The 19,949-nt window shown below is 39.4% G+C and carries 21 protein-coding genes; 7 read left to right on the plus strand and 14 right to left on the minus strand.

Annotated elements, in window-relative coordinates:
- Window positions 1–65 precede the first annotated feature (65 nt).
- The 3 genes from QWY16_RS14025 to QWY16_RS14035 all read right to left on the minus strand — a co-directional run bounded on the left by QWY16_RS14025 (window position 66) and on the right by QWY16_RS14035 (window position 2,600).
- The gene (locus tag QWY16_RS14025; RefSeq protein ID WP_300989843.1) at window positions 66–626 is read right to left on the minus strand and encodes a DUF4440 domain-containing protein; all 561 of its coding nucleotides are present in this window, start codon (window positions 624–626) and stop codon (window positions 66–68) included.
- Window positions 627–752: 126 nt separating this feature from the next.
- On the minus strand, window positions 753–1,427 hold the full coding sequence (locus QWY16_RS14030; RefSeq protein ID WP_300989844.1) for a response regulator: 675 nt from the start codon (window positions 1,425–1,427) through the stop codon (window positions 753–755).
- A gap of 30 nt (window positions 1,428–1,457) precedes the next feature.
- Complete coding sequence (locus QWY16_RS14035) at window positions 1,458–2,600, minus strand: sensor histidine kinase (RefSeq protein WP_300989845.1); 1,143 nt, start codon at window positions 2,598–2,600, stop codon at window positions 1,458–1,460.
- A 159-nt stretch (window positions 2,601–2,759) separates the two neighbouring features.
- On the opposite strand from QWY16_RS14035, the gene QWY16_RS14040 reads away from it, so the two are divergent.
- Window positions 2,760–3,398: a YigZ family protein gene (locus QWY16_RS14040; RefSeq protein WP_300989846.1), complete on the plus strand. Its 639-nt coding sequence runs from the start codon at window positions 2,760–2,762 to the stop codon at window positions 3,396–3,398.
- A 157-nt stretch (window positions 3,399–3,555) separates the two neighbouring features.
- Window positions 3,556–4,593 (plus strand): LCP family protein, encoded by a 1,038-nt coding sequence (locus QWY16_RS14045; RefSeq protein WP_300989847.1) that lies wholly within the window; start codon window positions 3,556–3,558, stop codon window positions 4,591–4,593.
- A 105-nt stretch (window positions 4,594–4,698) separates the two neighbouring features.
- Here the strand turns inward: QWY16_RS14045 and QWY16_RS14050 are convergent, their stop codons facing one another.
- Complete coding sequence (locus tag QWY16_RS14050; RefSeq protein WP_300989848.1) at window positions 4,699–5,775, minus strand: glycosyltransferase family 4 protein; 1,077 nt, start codon at window positions 5,773–5,775, stop codon at window positions 4,699–4,701.
- 538 nt (window positions 5,776–6,313) lie between these two features.
- On the opposite strand from QWY16_RS14050, the gene QWY16_RS14055 reads away from it, so the two are divergent.
- From QWY16_RS14055 to brnQ, 3 genes are all read left to right on the plus strand, one after another.
- Window positions 6,314–6,595, plus strand: coding sequence for a hypothetical protein (locus QWY16_RS14055; protein WP_300989849.1), 282 nt, complete (start codon window positions 6,314–6,316; stop codon window positions 6,593–6,595).
- A gap of 121 nt (window positions 6,596–6,716) precedes the next feature.
- Window positions 6,717–6,899, plus strand: a complete 183-nt coding sequence (locus tag QWY16_RS14060) for a CsbD family protein (protein ID WP_300989850.1) — start codon at window positions 6,717–6,719, stop codon at window positions 6,897–6,899.
- Window positions 6,900–7,018: 119 nt separating this feature from the next.
- Window positions 7,019–8,338, plus strand: coding sequence for a branched-chain amino acid transport system II carrier protein (brnQ, locus tag QWY16_RS14065; protein ID WP_300989851.1), 1,320 nt, complete (start codon window positions 7,019–7,021; stop codon window positions 8,336–8,338).
- 679 nt (window positions 8,339–9,017) lie between these two features.
- On the opposite strand, the gene QWY16_RS14070 is transcribed toward brnQ, so the two are convergent.
- Window positions 9,018–9,950, minus strand: coding sequence for a YflT domain-containing protein (locus QWY16_RS14070; RefSeq protein ID WP_300989852.1), 933 nt, complete (start codon window positions 9,948–9,950; stop codon window positions 9,018–9,020).
- Between the two features lie 197 nt (window positions 9,951–10,147).
- On the minus strand, window positions 10,148–10,696 hold the full coding sequence (locus QWY16_RS14075; protein ID WP_300989853.1) for a YflT domain-containing protein: 549 nt from the start codon (window positions 10,694–10,696) through the stop codon (window positions 10,148–10,150).
- A gap of 444 nt (window positions 10,697–11,140) precedes the next feature.
- Here QWY16_RS14075 and QWY16_RS14080 point away from each other — a divergent pair, with 444 nt between their 5' ends.
- Together QWY16_RS14080 and QWY16_RS14085 are read left to right on the plus strand one after the other, a co-directional pair.
- Complete coding sequence (locus QWY16_RS14080) at window positions 11,141–12,430, plus strand: helix-turn-helix domain-containing protein (protein WP_300989854.1); 1,290 nt, start codon at window positions 11,141–11,143, stop codon at window positions 12,428–12,430.
- 12 nt (window positions 12,431–12,442) lie between these two features.
- The gene (locus QWY16_RS14085; protein ID WP_300989855.1) at window positions 12,443–12,724 is read left to right on the plus strand and encodes a hypothetical protein; all 282 of its coding nucleotides are present in this window, start codon (window positions 12,443–12,445) and stop codon (window positions 12,722–12,724) included.
- Between the two features lie 45 nt (window positions 12,725–12,769).
- Here QWY16_RS14085 and QWY16_RS14090 read toward each other — a convergent pair whose 3' ends face one another.
- From QWY16_RS14090 to QWY16_RS14125, 8 genes are all read right to left on the minus strand, one after another.
- Window positions 12,770–14,071 (minus strand): glucose-6-phosphate isomerase, encoded by a 1,302-nt coding sequence (locus QWY16_RS14090; RefSeq protein ID WP_300993454.1) that lies wholly within the window; start codon window positions 14,069–14,071, stop codon window positions 12,770–12,772.
- An 84-nt stretch (window positions 14,072–14,155) separates the two neighbouring features.
- Window positions 14,156–15,211: a calcium/proton exchanger gene (gene cax, locus QWY16_RS14095; RefSeq protein WP_436837145.1), complete on the minus strand. Its 1,056-nt coding sequence runs from the start codon at window positions 15,209–15,211 to the stop codon at window positions 14,156–14,158.
- A gap of 192 nt (window positions 15,212–15,403) precedes the next feature.
- Window positions 15,404–16,138: a gamma-glutamyl-gamma-aminobutyrate hydrolase family protein gene (locus tag QWY16_RS14100; RefSeq protein ID WP_300989857.1), complete on the minus strand. Its 735-nt coding sequence runs from the start codon at window positions 16,136–16,138 to the stop codon at window positions 15,404–15,406.
- 157 nt (window positions 16,139–16,295) lie between these two features.
- A complete protein-coding gene (locus QWY16_RS14105; RefSeq protein ID WP_300989858.1) occupies window positions 16,296–16,616 on the minus strand; it encodes an MGMT family protein in 321 nt (106 codons plus the stop codon).
- A gap of 32 nt (window positions 16,617–16,648) precedes the next feature.
- Entirely contained in the window at window positions 16,649–17,122 is a 474-nt protein-coding gene (locus QWY16_RS14110; RefSeq protein ID WP_300989859.1) for a hypothetical protein, read from the minus strand.
- Between the two features lie 56 nt (window positions 17,123–17,178).
- On the minus strand, window positions 17,179–18,189 hold the full coding sequence (locus QWY16_RS14115; RefSeq protein ID WP_300989860.1) for a GNAT family N-acetyltransferase: 1,011 nt from the start codon (window positions 18,187–18,189) through the stop codon (window positions 17,179–17,181).
- A 32-nt stretch (window positions 18,190–18,221) separates the two neighbouring features.
- A complete protein-coding gene (locus QWY16_RS14120) occupies window positions 18,222–18,893 on the minus strand; it encodes a YveK family protein (protein WP_300989861.1) in 672 nt (223 codons plus the stop codon).
- A 603-nt stretch (window positions 18,894–19,496) separates the two neighbouring features.
- Window positions 19,497–19,832 (minus strand): replication/maintenance protein RepL, encoded by a 336-nt coding sequence (locus tag QWY16_RS14125; RefSeq protein ID WP_300989862.1) that lies wholly within the window; start codon window positions 19,830–19,832, stop codon window positions 19,497–19,499.
- Window positions 19,833–19,949 lie beyond the last annotated feature (117 nt).

Here is a 19,949-nt window from a genome sequence, read left to right on the forward strand (position 1 = left end):
ATCTGATAAAACAAGTTTTCGTTCAGCCAGAGATAAACGAACATTGAACTGAAGCGAAGTTTGCTTTATTGATTGCCGATAAAATGAAGGCTGCTGACGCGCCATTCGTTTTGTTCTTTTTTAAATACGACAACTTGGCGGCCGGATTGTTTCGTGCTTTTGCTAGTCTTTGGATCTGCCATCGTAACATTATTATTTGCAAAAACTTCAGCTCTGTCTTTTTCGTATTTCACGATGGTTTCATCACTGGTTTCATACGTCGTATCATAGGCATCAAAAGCTTTAGTCAAAGCCTTACTATCTTCTTCTCGGTCGAAGCCTTCGGGGTTTTCTGAAATCACATTCATATAACGTTCGAGATCTTCAGCATTGAAAGCTTCAATATATTCCTGATAAGCGGCTAGAATTGCGTCTGCTTCTTCCTTTGGCACATCTGCTTCAATCACTTTTCCTTCTTCATCCAAAGTAAAGCCAACCTTTTCATCTTCAATTCCATGGTCGACTGCATTATTTTCATTAGTTAAATCGCCGTCATTTGCTGTGTTCTGGTTTACAGTTGTATCTTCTGCTTCTGAACATGCAGCAAGAGTAAGCAATAGCCCTATTGTTACTAATAGTTTTTTCATTGCGCATTCCTCCTGCGGTTCATTTTGCCATAGCAAGACATCAAATACAATGAAGAATATGTGTCCAATTCTTTTCATAAAAAAATGGTTCGCAGCAAGCTGCGAACCATTTTAACGGCTATTCTATTATCTGACTTCAACCCAGCCATTTTTTATTGCCGTTACTACTGCCTGTGTCCGGTCATTCACCTGCATTTTTTGCAAAATGCTGGAGACGTGGTTTTTGACTGTCTTTTCGGAAATGAACAAAGTTTCACCGATTACCCGGTTGCTTTGGCCATCTGTTAACAATTGCAATACTTCGCTTTCACGCTTAGTCAATAAATGATAAGGTCGGCGAATTTCAGTTTGATGGAAAGAGCCTTTATTTTCGCGTTCACTCAATCTGCGGAATTCCATCACTAAATTGCGTGTCACTTTAGGATGCAGATAAGAACCACCTTTAGCCACAACTTTAATCGCTTGAATAATGGCTTCAGCATCCATTTCTTTTAACATATAACCCAATGCCCCGGTTTTCAAAGCATGCGTTACATATGACTCGTCATCGTGTATTGACAGCATAATGACTTTTGCATCCGGGTACTTCTCCATCAGTTCCCCCGTTGCTTCAACCCCGTTTTTCTGCGGCATATTGATATCCATCAATACCACATCGGGTTTGTGCTCTTCATACAATTTGACAACTTCCGTGCCGTCTCCACCTTCTGCGACCACTTCAAACGAATCTTCAAAGTCAAGAATCCGTTTGACACCTTCGCGGAATAATTGGTGATCGTCAATAATAATAATTTTCGTCATTATGTTGTCCTCCTCAAATACCATATCTTATCAGTCAGTTTCCAACGGGATTTGAAACATCAAAACGGTTCCATTTCCTAACGAAGAATTGATGTAGAAATCACCGTCAATTAAATCAATTCGTTCTTTCATGCCAATCAATCCAAAAGATTGGCTCTTTACTATGCTTTGATCAAATCCAGAACCATTGTCTTTTACTACCAATGTAACGTGGTCTTTTAACCATTCTACTTTAACATCAATTACAGTTGCTTTGCCGTGGCGGATTGCATTGGAGACGGCTTCTTGCACTAATCTGAAGATGGCCGTTTCGTAATTGCCTGGAAGCCTGACTTCTTTTCCACTAGTATGGAAATGGAGTCTCGTTCCTTTATTATAGTCTTCAGTCGTTTCAAGATATTTTTTCAAAGTAGGCACTAAACCCAAGTCATCCAGAGCCATCGGCCGAAGATCATAAATAATTCTTCTGACTTCAGTAAGCGCATCCCTAACCATCTCTTTTAACGAGGAAATTTCCTTGAAAGCCGGTTCAGGGCCTTTTTCCCGATAAGTTCGCTCAATCAAATCTGAACGCAGCAAGACATTTGCCATCATTTGAGCAGGTCCATCATGAATTTCACGGGACAGCCTTTTACGCTCTTCTTCTTGCGCTTCAATAATGCGCAGGCTATAATCTTGCTTTAGCTTGACGCTGTCAATCGCTTCCCCGAGCTCCTCATGATCGGAAGCCAAGTAATTGATGGTGACATTTAACCGGTTCACCAGTTCCTCAGCACGTTCAATCGTCTGCAGCAGCGTTTGCAGACGGCGTTGAAGCCTATCCCGCTTTTGGCGATACTGCTTTTCTTCCGAACGGTTGACTGACAGTTGGACCTGCAGTTCGTTTGCTTGCTCATACGCTTGCCGGACTTCGCTTTCAGAAAATGAATTAAAAAATTGAGATACTTCGGCGAGGCGCCGCCGTGCTGCCCGGGTTTTTTCTTCGAGCAAATCACCAGCTTTGATCACACGGGATATATTCGTTCGCACATCTTCAAGTTCATCTTTCATATTTTCATAACTTTGGCGACTTTTTTCACTGATGACGAAAACATCCTGCTTGGAACTTTCCATTTTTTCGAGCACATCATTAAAAATGGAATCTAGCGCTTTCAAATCGAATTTTTTAGCCATTTTAAAACCGCCTTAGCTATACTTAACTGTATATAGAAAAAATTTCCTTGCACCTTTATGCCTGTGACGGCTGTCACAAGTATACCACTTTGTAAGCAAATCCGTATTAAAAAGACATTACAAAATATCTGATTATATTTTACACCAGGGGGAGTTAAAATGCGAGAAAATTACAAAACTATTGGCAAGTTAACAGAAAGTGAAATTATTATACAAAAATCACGATTTATTGGCTATGCTAAAAGAGCGGAATCAGAACAAGAAGCTATCGAATTTATAGAATCCATTAAAGCAAAACACCGTTCTGCCAACCACAATTGTTCCGCTTATATAATAGGAGAACATGATTCAATCCAAAAAGCCAATGATGACGGTGAACCTAGCGGCACTGCAGGAGTCCCTATTTTGGAAGTACTGAAAAAGCAGGGCTTAAAAGATACGGCAGTGGTAATCACCCGTTATTTTGGCGGCATCAAACTTGGCGGCGGCGGCTTGATCCGTGCATATGGAAAAGCGACAACTGCAGCAATTTCGGCTTCTGGTATTGTTGAACGGAGACTTCATAGCCTTATGGCAGTTTCAATTGATTATAATTGGCTTGGGAAAGCGGAAAACGAAATCCGTCAATCCCCGTATCCCCTGAAAGAAATCCGATACACTGACGGCGTCGAAATACTAGTCCATGTACCAGTAGAAAAAGAGCTTGATTTTACTGGCTGGATTAACGAAATGACGAACGGGCAAGCAATGATCAGCTGTCTGGAAAAGGAGTTTTTGGAGTTCCAAATGCCTGAATAATTTTCATTTACGTTTCTTCTATCTCACTGTATAATAGGGAGAATCAAAGAAAATATGTACCAAAGACCTACAAAAGTACGTCAAATTACACCGGAAAGATTGGATCAATCGAATTGAATAGTCGGTTAGCCCATTCCTTTACAGAGGAGTTATAACCATGAATCGTAAAAATTACCGAAAAAAGAAATCGAGCAAAAAACGGACTGCTATCAAAATTACTGCCGCTTTAGTTGTTTCGTTGCTTTTATGCGGGTCCGCCTACGGAATTTATTTAGTAAAAAAAGCCGAAGATGCCGCAGACAGATCTTTTGAAGCTGCTGGCGACGGATCAGACTTGCGTGATGAACAGGTAGAGCCTTTACATGACAATGTTTCGATTTTATTTATCGGAGTAGATGATAGTGAAAAGCGCAGCCAAAACGAAAATAGCACGAGATCTGATGCATTGGTTCTGGCTACACTCAATAATGCTGATAAATCGATTAAATTAGTAAGCATTCCCCGAGATACTTATGCATTTATTCCTGCTGTAGGATATGAAGACAAGATTACGCATGCATACGGATACGAAGGGCCTCGTTCTACAATTGATACAGTTGAAAACCTATTGGAAGTGCCTGTCGATTATTATGTCCGTATGAATTTTGATGCTTTTATCGATGTAGTCGATGCCCTTGGAGGCATTGAAGTAACGGTTCCATATGACTTAAAAGAACAAGATGAAAATGACAAAAAAGATGCTATCGAGTTAAAAGCTGGTCTGCAAACCTTGAACGGAAGCCAGGCACTTGCACTGGCGAGAACGCGCCATTACGACAATGATATTGAGCGCGGGAAGCGCCAGCAGATGATTATTGGAAGCATTATGGATAAAATCTTATCTGCTTCTTCCCTCACCAAGTATGGCAATGTCATTGATGCGATCGGCGATAATATGAAAACCGACTTAACCTTCAGAGACATGCAGTCGTTTTTCGAATACGCTAGAGGTGGCAAGCCAAATATTGATACACTGATGTTGGATGGCTATGACGATATGTCCACTGGCACTTATTTTTGGAAGCTGGATGAAGAATCATTGTCAGAAGTCCAGGATATCTTGAAGGGTCATTTAGGATTCCAGCCAGACTCTTCGACTTTTTCGGACAGCAGTAATACGGACTTGACTGAAGAAACCAATGAAGAAGATTTTTAAACCGCAGCCGAGCTGCGGTTTTCACCTTTCTTAGAGACAAATCTTAACCAAGCCATAGAACAAAAAGGATCGAACGAAAAGCGGTATGCTTTTCGTTCGATCCTTTTATTTTCCGATTAATTTCACAAGATTGATTAATGGGCGGTAGTTTTTCCCGGCCAAACCAACAATTTCTACAAACAATTCAATTGCAATCAGCATTACACTGATCAGCAAAATTCCGCCCCATAATGTCGCTTGAGAAAACAACAATGCTGCCAATCCGAATAAAGCAGCTATACCATAAATGATGAGAACTGTTTGGCGATGCGAGAACCCGATATTCAATAAGCAATGGTGCAAGTGGGATTTATCGGCTGCCGATATCGATTGCTTTTCACGTACTCTGCGTACAATTGCAAAAAAAGTATCCGAAATAGGAACGCCCAACATGATGATTGGAATGATCAATGCAACAACAGTGATGTTTTTGAAACCCATCAATGCTAGAACAGAAATCATGAATCCTAAAAATAATGCACCTGTATCACCCATGAAAATTTTCGCTGGATGAAAATTATAAAATAAGAATCCAATTGAACTTGCTGCTAAAATAGCTGCGAGTGACATAACGAAAGGATCTCCCATAATAAAGGCCATAATTGATAATGTAATTAACGCAATGGTTGACACACCTGCTGCCAAACCGTCTAATCCATCAATCAAATTAATCGCATTTGTAATACCAATAATCCATATGATGGTTAAAGGGATACTAAAATAGCCGAAATCCAATTCGCCGCCAAATGGCAAGTTGATGAAAGAAATTTCAAGTCCTCCGCCGATCACTACAATGGCAGCTCCAAGCAACTGGCCCAGCAATTTAGCTTTTGCTGATATTTCATACATATCATCTAAAACACCTGTAACTGTAATAATCAATGCCCCTAATAATACAGCTGTTGAAATAGGGATAAATGCGGGTTCTACAGCATTAGAAATCGATTCTTCAGGTCTTAGAATAAAATAACCGATTACAAATGATCCAAATATAGCTAATCCGCCTAAACGCGGCATTATTCTCGCATGTACTTTTCGATAATTGGGACGGTCAACTGCTCCTATTTTGAAAGCTAATCGCTTTACAATTGGAGTCAATACTATCGAAGCTATAAATGCCAAAACCAAAGTCAGGTATAGCATGTCTTTCCTCCTCAAAACTTCTAATCAACATACATATCCAATTGTCATTATACCATGTCTAACTAAAAAATCCATATTTTTGTATGTTTTTTCTGCTTCAAAACATTAGACGAATTTTGAGAGATTAAGTTCCGATCAATTAACTTTGTTTTGTATTTAATAATTCAAGTTCTTTGTTTGTCTAATTAATGTTTTAAGATTTTAATCGGCTAAAGCAAGTGTTGATGTACAAATTCCGATATTTCATTCTCGCGTTTACTTGCAGCTCTAAGACCGTTTCTTTTAATAAGAGTGAATACCGAAATAGCTTCGGATTAGTACTTTTCCTTCTATATAAATAATGTGATAAAATTCACTCACCTCATCATAACGTCTTAGTAAATGCCGCGTTTTTCAGATGACATATCGGCTAATACTAAAATTTGAATTACCCTGTATATTTGCGTTCATGTTAAATTTCTGGCATATATTTAAATTCATGTTATAATGACGGTGTAATTAGAATTTTACAAAAATTTTATTAGGGGTGCAAAATGAGATGAATGGCAATCTGGAGTTTTATGCAAGTTTGACGGAGTGGACGCCTTGGGACGAAGCTGCTGTATTAAAAATGCAGTATTTGCAGCGTGCTGAACTGGCTAAATCCATCACTTGTATAGGATTACTTGTCGACTTATCCATGGATCAGCATTTTGAAGTGCGAAAAGGAGTAGCCGAAAATCCGCGTACTCCATTAACTACTTTAAGGCGTTTAGCAGAACAGGATTTTTGCGGCAGTGTAAAAGATGCCGCTAAGTATACCTTATCTGCACTTATATGACAGCTAATTCGCAAAACTCCCTGCGCGCATGCCGGGAGTTTTTTACTGCCGCTATATTTAATGTTTAACTATTATTCTGTCGGTTATATATAGAATAAGACATTTTAGAGGAGGAATTTCAATGAGCAATGGCGAAGGATTATCAGATAAACTAAAAGGCGCAGTAAATAAAGGCAAAGGTGAAGTGAAAGACCAAGTCGGAAATGCTACAGGCGACCATAAAAAACAAGCTGAAGGTAAAATTGATAAAGCCAAAGGCGATTTGCAGGATCAAGTTGGCGAATTTAAAAAAGACAATAAGTAACAGAATTCAAAATCCGGTCAATTTGATCGGATTTTTTGTTTTTTTACTTAAGTTTTTTAAAGTTCTGCAGTTCAGTTATAATATAGACTTATGCAAATTGTTTTATAAAGGAGTTTATTATGCAAAAAAGAACACTTACTTTAAGTGAATCAATTATGGTCGGCCTTATGTTATTCGCCTTGTTCCTAGGAGCTGGAAATATTATCTTTCCTCCTTATCTCGGCCAACTTGCCGGCAATAATATTGTGCCTGCTATTACTGGGTTTCTATTGACCGGGGTCGGTTTGCCTCTTCTTGGTATTTTGGCAATAGCAAAAGCTGGAGGTGATTTGCAAACAATTGCCGGCCGTGTCAATCCGATTTTCGGTATTATTTTCACTTCTATTGTTTACTTGACTATTGGCCCTTTTTTTGGAATCCCGCGCACGGCAACTGTTTCTTTTGAAATTGGGGTAGCGCCTTTTCTTCCGAGCAATTTGAGTTCCTCTTTCTGGCCATTGCTCACTTTCACTATCATCTTCTTCATCGTGACCATTTTGTTTTCATTAAACCCGACAAAGCTAGTAGACCGGATCGGAAAAATTTTAACGCCTATCTTGATTTTGGTAATCGGTTTATTGGCCGTAAAAAGCATTATTACACCTATGGGAGAAATAGAAGAGCCTGTAGGCAATTACAATACTGATGCCTTTTTCAACAGTTTTTTGCAAGGATATTTAACAATGGATGCTATCGCAGCCCTTGTCTTCGGCATCGTCATTATTGAATCGATCCGCGCAAAAGGCGTAACAGACCAAAGAAGTATTTTGAAGACGACTGCTTTTGCCGGTATTATTGCAGCATCCGGCTTAGCCCTGGTTTACTTATCGCTAAGCTACATTGGCGTAACCAGTGTGTCTGCTATTGGCCTCCAGGACAACGGCGGGACGATTATCGCTCTGGCGTCCAGAGTTCTTTTTGGCGAAATGGGAGGAGTCATTTTAGCGGCTGCTATTCTCTTTGCTTGCTTATCGACTTCCATCGGTTTGGTTGCAGCCACTGCCCAGTTTTCCCATAAGATCTATCCAAAAATTTCGTATGTCTCGTATGTTATGGCGTATGCCGGATTCAGTACTTTAATCGCTAATATAGGATTAACACAGCTGATTGCAGTGTCCCTCCCTGTGTTATTGGCAATTTATCCAATTGCTATTGTTCTTGTTATCTTGTCATTTTTTGACCGTTCTTTCGACCGAAAGCCATTGGTTTATGTGATTGCCCTCACTTTAACCGGCATTATCAGTATATTCGATGGCCTTCGTTCAGCCGGCATATCTTTCAATAATGTAGATAAGGTTATCAGTGTCTTGCCATTATTTGAACAAGGGATTGGCTGGTTTGTGCCAGCAATTGTTGGTACCCTTCTGGGCATGGCGATTGTGCGATTTAAGCGGCAATAATCCAACGAAAAAAAAGCCTTCGTTTGAAGGCTTTTTTTCCCAGCTTGTTGAGAAAGTTGAAATTTGTATAAGGTATCATCCCTTAACCGATATTCCGCCAACCAGCTCCGCTTGCCGCGGGCGAGCGCCAAGCCACTTCGTCGCTTCGCTCCTGTTTCTGTCTCTGCATCGCTGCGCTAGCTTCGAAACATGAAAGGGCGTTGCAGGGTCTCGGCTGTCTCGTCGCTACGCTGCCCCGCAGGCAAGACATTGGCCGACGCCTGCGAGGCCGAGTCTTTGCGACGAGCTTGCGCAGGAGCAGTTCGGTTTTCTCCGCTGGTTGGCTCCATATCTGGAGAGTAGGAATAAACAAGAGAGGAATTTCTTAAACCGTCCCACTTTTAGAGAGTCTCTACAAGTGACAACAGAGAGCTGAATGCAGCGGAAGGTGGGCGAAGGGCAAAGAGGTGCTCCTGCATCGCTGCGCTAGCTTCGTCGCAAACGAACCGTGCAAAAATACTTTTGCACAGTTCGCTTCCAGCGGAAATAACATGAGCTGAAGGCCCCGCAGGAGCGAAGCGACGAGGAGACTGAAGCCATGTCCGCGGAAAGCGTCCCACCTGGAGCGAAATGAGAAAAGACTGCCAAGAGTTTCTCGACAGCCTGAAAAAACAGCCTTCGTGTGAAGGCTGTTTTTCGTTTAAAACAATTTAGGTGTTGGTGGAGTGCCAGGTTTTTTATCGGCTTCTTCGTGAAGCGTTTTTCCTTCTCTCGGACTGCGCGGCTTTTCAAAATCATCATTTCTGTCATTCAATAAATGCTCTTCTTCGGAATCACGGCCAAATGGTGCCGGGCCCAGATTTGGGTCTACACCTGGAGACTGGTCATCTTGTCTGCGATGGACTCCATCATCCGTGTTCAATATATCCCCTCCTGCAGCTGATCCGAGGCCTGGTTCATGTTCCATCAATTTTTCTTCCGGCAAACTCTCATCGGCAGTTTGACTGCCAGTTGTCGGGTGGATGCTATCGCCTTTCAGCCGGGAATCCTGGGTTTTGTCTCCATAACTTGGAAGTCCATATTGCTCTTCTCTTGGCACTTCAGTGGTGTAAATTTCATCCGATCGGATTCCCGTAGTACCCAAATCGGTACTTACATCTTTATCGCGTATAGGTGCATCATTATGTCTTAAATCATCGCGTTCTATATCACGTCCAAAAGGCGCCATGGCTGTATTGCGTTTTACCTCATCGCTATCAATAGGCCGAGCATCATCTCCAAACGATGAGTAGTTATCATCTTCTCTTGACGACTGTTCGGTATAAAGCAAGATCGCTCCGTTTTCAAGGTTCTCCTGATAATCATCTATTTCCCTTTGCTCAAGGTCCAATTTCTTTAATTCTTCACGCACAGTATCTTTACCGGTAAAAAATGATTTGAACTTACTGCCAATAGAACCCGTTTCATGAGTTTGGATATTCCGGTCATTATCGACTGCTCCAAGTACTGAATCATCGTCTACAAGTACATGTATATCATTTTCTTGATAACCTCGCATCTTCAATTCTTCCACTTTGCTTAGCATTTCTTCTTGGCTGTATACTAACACAATTTCTCGATTCAATGGTTTCATCTTTTTCAGCCTCCTGTAACTGGTTTTAATATATGTCTACCCTAACGGCCAGAAAGCTAAAACATCCCTGCCCTCTCATTCATCCCCTTTACTAAAGAAAACCTCCAGAATAATTCGGAGGTTTTTTTGTACTTCTTCTATAATTTGTTCTTCTCAGTTTCTAATAAGGCTTTAAAGTATGGCTTCTTTGCTGCATCTTATTTTTTCTTCTCATGTTCAGGCAATGTAGTGAAAGAAATGTGGTTTTCTTCTTTCATCAATAATGGATCATGCTGAAATGATTCCCCTCGGTCAAAACGATCTTGTGGATCATCAAAAGTATTATCCACCGAATTCACATATTCATTAGTGGAAGCCTCAACCGGATTTCCTTCACGGTCACGAAAATGGCTTTCAGCAATCACTTCATCAATGCCTTTCCGCCCACCCATGACATATAGAAGGATTCCCCCTTTTTCAAGTTCATCCGAATAACGTTCAGTCTCGGATTCGGATAGGTTCAATGATTTTATTCCTTCTCCATTGTTTTCTTGGCGGGAGAAAATACCTTTGAATTTATCTTTAAAAGAACCGGCTCCTTCGATTTCTGCTGCTGTCTGATTTTCTACTCGATCGAATCGGTCCATGTCTTTCGCCATAACATGTATCTCGCTTTCTTCATGTCCTTGCTGTTTAAGATCATAGATTTTATTTAATAAATCTTTCTCTGAATAGACAACTGCCAGCACTTGCTTTTCAGAACCCATGCAAAAACCTCCATCGGAATAAAGTATTTTAGTATCTTTACCCTTGAAGGAAGAAGATTTAAACTTACTGTAAGTACCATGGGTTGCACGCTGTTTTAATCATTTGCTTATTAATGGACGATAATATACAGATTTTCTTGAAAAAGCAGCTTTGCATACTTCTTCTAATCGTTTGTGCATTATAATAATTTCTTTTGTAGGTATTATTTACCTTTTATTTTTATTAATAAAATAGGTCTTAAAAAAGCAGTTTATTTCGAAAATTGATGATATCATGGATGTAATATATGGAATTGCTGTACACTAATAGTTGTGGAGGCGGATATTATAGTACTTAACAATCTTTCAACTGTCTATTTCTCAGAAGCCGCGACGAAGTTGGAAAAGAACTCTCCTACATGGATGACCGATATTCTGCCCATTCAAATGGAAAGGAGAGAATCAATGAACACAGGTTTACGCCTCAAATATCATAGATTAAAAAAGAGAATCAGCTTAGAAGAAACCGCTTCAGGGATTCTTTCTCCAAGAGAACTGAAAAAAATTGAATCTGGCCTTAAAGAGCCCTCATTGCTTGATTTAGAAGCATTATGCAAGAAGCTGGAAATTTCTTTAGCTCCAAAAGAAAACCCGATTGGCCAAGTACTGGTCAAAAACTTCAAAACTTCTCTGCTTCATCCTCAGAATAAAGGAAAAATTATGGAGCAGTATGCAGATATCCATGATCATCCCCTGTTGCATGCCAATGAAGATATCGAATTGGAATATAATATCCAACAAATCCGGTATTTCATTATTACTGGAGATTTGGAAAGTGCAGAAGAAAAGCTAAAGGAAATGGAACGGTTTAAAGAATTTATGAACCAGGAGCAGTTTTACTTGTTCCATAAATATACAGGCAACTACCATTATCTTTTAGATGATCCTGAATCAGCGCTGAAAACTTATTTGATGGCTGAAAAGATAGTTCCAACGACTATAGCCAGTTCAGATTTAGCCGATCTCTATTACTCAATTGGAATTACAGCAAATCGCTGCTGGGAAATTAGTATGGCTAATAAATATACTGAGTTAGCCTTAAAAATCTATCAACAAGAGTTTATCCCCAAAAGAATTGTAGAATGCCATTTGAATATTGCTATCACTCATCAACGTTTTGGCAACTACAAAACAGCAATGGAACACCATCGAAATGCGTTGGCAATCGGAAGCAAACTGGATGTTGATATACTAAGATTTACAACAGAATTTAACCTAGGTTATTCCTACTTTATTTTTCAGGATTACGAATTGTCGCTTATCCATATTGAAAACTGTTTAGAATTCATTCCTCCTGAATATATTGCTGATATGCTGCTAAGTTACTGCATCTTGATTAAATGCCATATCGAACTTGGCAATTTGGAAGAAGCTAATAAGTGGAAAGTGAAAGGCGTCAAACTTATTGAAGTAAAAAAACTCAATATGGATTCGCCAACGAACCATGCCTTTAAAGAAGCTTATATCGAATTTATTTGTTTAACTCATTTTTTAAATGATGAGTATGACGATTTTGAAAGCATGGTAAATACACGATTGATTCCATGTCTGGAAATTGATAACAATTTTTTTGAAATGGGATATTATTACGGACATTTGGGTAATGTTTACTATAAACTAAAGAAGTATGAAAAGTCTGCTTTTAATTTCAATAAAGCAAGGGAAGCATACAAAAAAACTACAATTATAAGATAGGGAGTGAAATTGATGAAAAGAAGTTTTGGAATTTTGTTTACAGCTATTATTGCATTGACGAGTTTATCCATTGGGGCTAATGGGGATGAATCGGCAGTCAAACCACGTATACCGGAGCCTTGGTCGGTTGAATCAGAAGTCGCTGTCCAAGCTCGCATTCCCGAGCCTTGGTCAGTGAAGAACGAAGTCGCTGTTCAGGCTCGCATTCCGGAGCCTTGGTCAGTGAAGAACGAAGTCGCTGTCCAGGCTCGCATTCCCGAGCCTTGGTCAGTTAAAGAAAATTTCAAAGCTTAATTCAACGAAAAAACCAGCGGCTTTTTGAGCCGCTGGTTTTTTCGTTTAAATCTTTTTCTCGTATCCTGGCTTTCCAAGCAATTCAAACATATTCTGCTTGTACAATTCGACACCCGGCTGGTCAAATGGATTAACGCCGGACAAGTAGGCACTCATTGCACATGCTTTCAAGAAGAAATAAATCAAATAACCGGTGTGGAAGGCGTCTACTCGTTCAACTTCGATTGTCACAACGGGTACGCCGCCTTCTACATGCGCCAATGCTGTTGCATTCATCGCTTGCTGATTGACTTCATGCAGTGTTTTATCAGCCAAATAATTTAAGCCATCTCCATTCTCTTGATCAAATGGGATTCTGCTCTGATATTGCTCTTCCTTAAAACTGATCATGGTTTCGAACAAGGTACGGCGGCCGTTTTGCAGATACTGTCCTAAAGAATGCAGGTCCGTGGAATAAATAACGGATGCAGGGAAAATGCCTTTGCCTTGCTTGCCTTCGCTTTCGCCGAACAATTGCTTCCACCATTCGTTTATACCTGACATAGCTGGTTCAAAACTGGCAAGAACTTCTATCGAATAACCTCTGGCATTTAGGATTTGGCGGTAGGCAGCATAAAGATAGGCAGCGTTCTCAAACAGATCTTCCGATGCCAAGTCTTTTTCTGCTTGCGCTGCGCCGTCTACTAAGGCCCTAATGTCTACTCCAGCAACCGCTAAAGGAAGTAATCCGACCGCAGTCAGAACCGAATAGCGCCCTCCGATATCTGGCGGGATTTCAAATGAGGTATAACCTGTAGCATCTGCTGCTTTTCGAAGAGCACCTTCGGTTTTATCAGTAGTGACAATAATACGCTCTGCAGCTTGTTCACCGTATTTCTCATACATCCAAGCACGCAGCACACGGAATGCTATAGCCGGCTCAGTAGTTGTGCCGGATTTTGAAATTACATTTAACGCCACTTCTTTTCCTTCGATAAAAGATAAAAGTTCCTCCATATAACGGCCGCTTAAATTTTGGCCAGCATAAATTACTTCCATTTTATTTAAGCCAAAAGATGGACAAAGCAGATCCTGCACTGCCTTCGCACCCAAATAGGAGCCGCCTATGCCGATGACAATCAGCACCTCTGCTTCTCTGCAAAGTTTTTGTGCCGTTTCTTCAATACGGGATACTTCGTCCTTATCCAACTGAGTGGCCCAATCCAGCCAGCCCAAATATTCAGCTCCGGCACCTGATTTTTCGTGGATTTTACGGTGAGCTGCTTTGACAAAATCCTGTACTGCGATCACTTCGTCTTTTTCAATGAATTGATTTAAATATTTGTCATTTAATGATACTGTTCCGATAAGAACCACCGCCTTTTTTTGATATATTCAGTTTACCATGATTCAATGTATACAATGAAGCAGATGTCAAAAGTCTTACGTTTTTCACAGTAAATAAAATCCAATGCCCATAATCAGATAAGCAGCAAGAAGCGTTAAACCTTCAAACCAGTTGGATTCTCCGTCGTTCATTACATTGATTGCCAGAAATACCGCAGTAATCATTGCGACAAGTTCAGATATCGTGAAAACCAATGGCATCTGCACCGGCATAAAGAGCGAAATCAATACGAGTACTGGTGCTACAAACATGGCAATTTGCAGTGTAGAGCCAATGGCGATTTCAACTGCGATATCCATTTTGTTTTTCATTGCCATAATTATAGCGGATGCATGCTCTGCTGCATTCCCTACAATCGCTACAATAATAACTCCAATAAACAACTCTGACCATCCAAACTGTTCTCCTACTTCCTCAAACGTGTGCACTAAATTTTCGGAAACATAAGCCACAATCAAAGTAGCAACTAATAAAATAATAAGCGCTTTTCTTTTGGACCATTCCGGCTCTTCATGTGAAGACTCAGTTTCAGGATCCGCGTGGGCATATACGCCGCGATGTGTCACCAGCTTAAAAAATAATCCGGCTAAATATAGCAGTATTAAAATGATCGATATCCCCACACTCAATTGGATGGTCTTCGTATCATTCATCGTCATAGCAAAAATTTCAGGAATTACAAAAGCGACGACTACGGCAAAAATTAACAAACCAGAATTATGGGAGGCATCATGAACACTGAATTTCTGCCTTTTAAATTTAAGGCCGCCAAGGAAAAAGGAAAGGCCGCCTACTAGCAATAAATTTCCTAGTACAGAACCTGTCAAGGAAGCTAGAACAACTCCAATGAGTCCTGCCTGCAATGCAAAAATAGAGATGATAAGTTCTACCGCATTTCCGAAAGTTGCATTAAGGAGTCCACCTATTCGTGGACCACTGACAATCGCAAGACTTTCCGTCGCACGCCCCATGAAACTGGATAAGGCTACTATACTTATTGAACAGATAATAAACATCACCACACTGGGCCAGTGCATCAGTGATCCAATGACAGTCAATGGCACCCCAATAAGCGCCATTATAATAAAAATACGATTCATAGAACCCTCTCCCATATTCTTTTTAAGCATCAATACCCTCCCTCGGGATAACCTTAACCTCTACTTTTTCAAATTATCTATTCAATTTTTTCTTTCGCGTTTTTTCAAAAAGAGAGAAACCAAAAAACACCTCCAACGTCAGGCTAATGCCTAACATTGGAGGTGCAGTCCTCAAAAAGATGATTATAATAATTATTGATTTTGTCCCATATCTTTTGTGCATTCTTTTACAAAACGGTCAAATAGTTTTTTGGAAGCTTCGTCACCTTGGACCGCAAATTCTTCTGGATGCCATTGGATACCCATCACAAATTGATAAGAATCACTTTCAAGTGCCTCAACAAGCCCATCCGCGGCTCTAGCTGCTACTTTCAACTGGCTCGAAACATCTTTGACTCCTTGATGATGAAACGAATTCACATTGAATTTTTTCTCGCCCATGATGCCAAGCAATTTACTATCATCTTCAAGCTCAACCGAATGCGTTCGGTGCGTCCGCATTGCCAGCTGCTTATGCTGATTTAAATCGCCTTCATACTGCGCTTCTAAATCCTGATAATTTGTGCCGCCTAGTGATATATTAAGCATTTGAAGCCCTCGGCACATACCGATAAACGGCTTATCTAACTTTAAGAAATTTAAGATCAATTCTTTCTCGTATTCATCACTGCCAGGATATACCGCTCCTAAGCGTACATGCGGCTCTTCTCCGTAAAGCAACGGATTGATATCTCCCCCGCCTGTGACGATTAAACCGTCCAATCGTTCACATAATACCGGAATATCTTCCTGATCTACTATCGGAACGATTAACGGCAATCCGCCAGACTGTAGAATAGCTTGGCCATAAACTGGATCAAGGGAATACATTTGGTCTTTTTCAACTCGCGCTGTAATACCAATTACTGGTTTATCATTGTTTTTCATAAATTACTTTCCTCTCTTCATTTAAAACAACATACTTTTATTGTATACCCGTCATGGGAAGCAAATAAACAGATTTTAAAGTATGTTTTTTTGAAAACGGAAGGTAGGGGAAACGGATTCATTGTATGTAAAGTTCATTTTGAAGTATGTATTTTCATTAATCGTCCTGCTGGTCTGGCCGGAATAGAAAACGCTCAAAATTAATTTTCCCGTGTTGATCAACCTCGACTCCTTCTTTTTCAAGAAATGATTGTTGAGCAAAGCGCGCCTCTTCATTTTGAATAGCGATTTGCCCTCGTGCATTCACTACACGATGCCATGGCAATTGATGTTTACTGCTCATACTATGAAGCAACCGGGCAACTTGCCTTGCTCCTCTTGGACTGCCAGCATGAGCAGCTATTTGTCCATAAGTCATCACTTTCCCAAAAGGGATTTTCTTTATCGTTTCAATAGCTTTCTCAGTAAATGGCTGCATCAAATTTCCGTCCTGTCTGATAAATATTTACTTTAAGTTATTACTGTTTTCTTTGCTTCTTCCAGCAATACTCCGTTGCGGTATCTATCAACCACTCTTCGGCTAAATTCATACATAGGAAGTTTAGCAGTTTCTATCGCTAATCCCTTACTATTGTAATGAACGGTTTTATAATAATCAATCATGCGCCCGATCAATTCCTCCAGCCCACGGAGAGACTCTTCATTTTCATACAAGAAAGGTTTACTTAGATCGATGGATTTTACATCTTCGGCATATACATCCTGTAGCTTGTCCAATTCATTTACTATCTGATCAAATAATAATTGTTTTCTTTCGTACCGGTAATGGTGCTGCCAGTAGACAAAAATCTCCTTAGCAACCCCTAACTTCTTGGCTCCTTGGGACGCCGTCAAGCCCTCATTGACACAAAGATCAAACATAATCTTTTTCAACGACTTCTTATATTCTCTTTCAATGACTCCTTTATACTGTAAATATCTCATTTGATAACCCCTTCCTGAGTTGGCTTATAGATTTGCAGTCCGCATTAATATCATTGTTAGACGTTTCGATATCTTTTTATGACATCAATTTCTTCTATAGAAATTAACTTCTTGTAAATCGAGGTGTCATGAACTTTTTCACAAATATAGAAAGTGGATGGTTCTTGATTTGCTATTCCTTTTTTTAGGCCAGAGATATTTCTGCCTTCGCCTTTGAAATCACTGCCGAGATGAAAAAAAGTGAAACTGTTTTCTTTTCCCCACTCCGCAATCTTCAATAAGAGGGCCTTCATTGCATTGGAGTCTTCAGCTTCTTCCAGACTGCCGTCCAAATGGTGATAAATAGTATCTCCCATAGTTAGTACATAACAGGCCGATACGAGCTTATTCTCACAGTAAGCTCCAAATAAATGAAGGTTTGGGCCGAGCGAGCTGATAAGCGTTTCAAAATAATCGTTAGTAAAAAAATAATAGCTATCTGCATCTTCTCGCCGCCGTACAGTCGAATAATATAAAACCAAAAACTCGAACATATGGCGAACCGTGCCCAGTTTTTTAATAACTACGCCGTTTTCACCATTACTTCGTTCATTTTTATCTTCCTGCTCTTTTGGCTGCTGGTCTTGCAGATCAAGTTTAATGGCAAATGTCTCATACATTGGCAGTAATTTTAATTGCTTTTCAAAGATAAGGGCATTGTTCTTTAATGGATGAAATCGGATAAACTCTGCGATAATTTTTTCTTTTTCACAAAACGCAGAGAATTCATGAAGGAAATTTGCAGTCAGCTTGGAAGCATTATTCTTGGTCTTTAATAATGGGCCACCATAACCAAAAGGAGTCGTAATGTCAAAATAACCCGGGGCATCATTTTCTATTCTTCTTTTGATGAAAGGATAAACAACTTCTCCTTCCTCATCGTTATAATAAAACATCATTGACTCGCCGGGGTCTAATTTCATTGCGCTTAAAAAATATTGGCTTGTGTAATATATATCCGTTACTTGGAAAAGGTCGAGAATTTTTTGCCAGCGCATATGATCGTGTATGGCAACAACCTCATACATACTCTTCACCCCTGTTTTTTTCAGCTAAAAAATTACTTAAATACCGTTTGCAGTTTTGCTGCCGTAGTTTTGCTGTCTTGTCTTCCTGTTTTAAACAAGGTATTTAGCATTTCCAGGATAAATGCCACCAAAGTTCCGATTATAAAACCAAAAGCCCCTGCCACCCCTAAGCTAAACACCATATTTTCTTCAAATGGTGAAGTTGGAAGTTGGTCGCTGGTAATTGGAATAACTGAAACCTTCTCCACTTGCATCATTTCAGGAATTTTCTTTTTAAAATTCACAGCAACTGAGTTGGCGATTTGAATGGCCAACTCTTTGTCTGCACTGGAAACCGTTATATTCAATACTTGAGAATCAGCTGCTTCAGAAACGATAATTCTTTCGTGTAATTGCTTAACCGAGACTTTTAAGCCCAATTCTTTAATGACTTCTCCTAAAACTTGCGGGCTCCTTATGGTTGCGCTATAGGTTTCATTTATCCCAGGAACTTGTGAAGCAAGCTGTGAATCTGCTACTGCCGAAGGCACGGAACTTTCTTCCTGCTCAACTAGAATCTGGCTAGTTGCTTTATATTCGGGCACTAAAACAAAATACAGTAAAAACCAAACAACCCCAATTGAAAGAAAGGTAATACTGAGAATCACTTTTAATTGTTTCCTTAGATTTTTTAGAATATTTAAAATAAGGATTTTTTGGCCCACAGAATATTCCTCCTTTTGAGCAAATAGAATTAGAGATTAATCAGTTTCTTAAAATTCAGATAATTGTAGTTCATTTATATCATACTTTTTTAGTTCAATCTACACTTTTAAAGAAAAAAACAAAAAAATAATTGGAATTTTTAAGTATTTCGACTCTTAGAATCTTTTTAACATATATTAGAAAATTCATTATAGTTCTATGTACCCTAACCGAAAAAATATATGATTTTTATGTTTCATAGATTATGGCAGATAGTTTATAGTTGCTGTTTCGTTGCCGGCTATCCGAAAAGTAGAAGCTCTGCTTTTATCTAAATGCAAAAAAAGCACCACTTCTTATGAAGTGATGCTTGCTTGTAGACATATGCAAATTGTAAATTCAAGTGTGGTTTCTGCTTCTCAAATCAGATGGAATCTTTCATTAACTGGCTTTGGATGATGTCATTCCCTATTGAAATTATTGAGTTGGATTGTGTTTTGCTAGTACGGTACATCGCTACTAGTTTTTCAGTTTTTTCGCAACATTAAAAGACTGTAGACAGCCTCAACTTCGCAAGATGCCTACAGCCTAAAAAATCGCTTCTAAATGAAGTAATTCTTTTTTCATTCTTTCCATAATCCAATAATTCCATTTCGTCTATAAATAATGTGATTGCTCTCAAGTGTCTTTAATACTTTTGATAAAGTTTGATGCGGAATATTCATATCCATAGTTATTTCTTTAATGGTTTTAAAAAGTACACCGTCTGGAGTAGAGTTTTTCATAAAGTATTTTATAAACCTTTCTCCTGTTTCTGCAATACGATCTGTTTCATTTACGAAACATTCCCGGCACTTTTTCAATATCTTATGTTCTGTGAATGGCTGGGTTTCAGAAAGGTTGTTTCTCATTGATACCATATCATCGCCTCCCATATCTTTACTTTTTTTATTCTTCATTTACATATATACCCTTAATTATATTAATTATTCATTTAATTGTAAATTATTTCTTAAAATTCTAATAGTTTTATTAATTTTAAGTAAATATAAAAACCGTCCATTTTACTGGACGGT

Origin of the sequence: Planococcus shenhongbingii (assembly GCF_030413635.1) — a bacterium.
In the GTDB taxonomy this organism is placed as follows: Bacteria; Bacillota; Bacilli; order Bacillales_A; family Planococcaceae; genus Planococcus; species Planococcus shenhongbingii.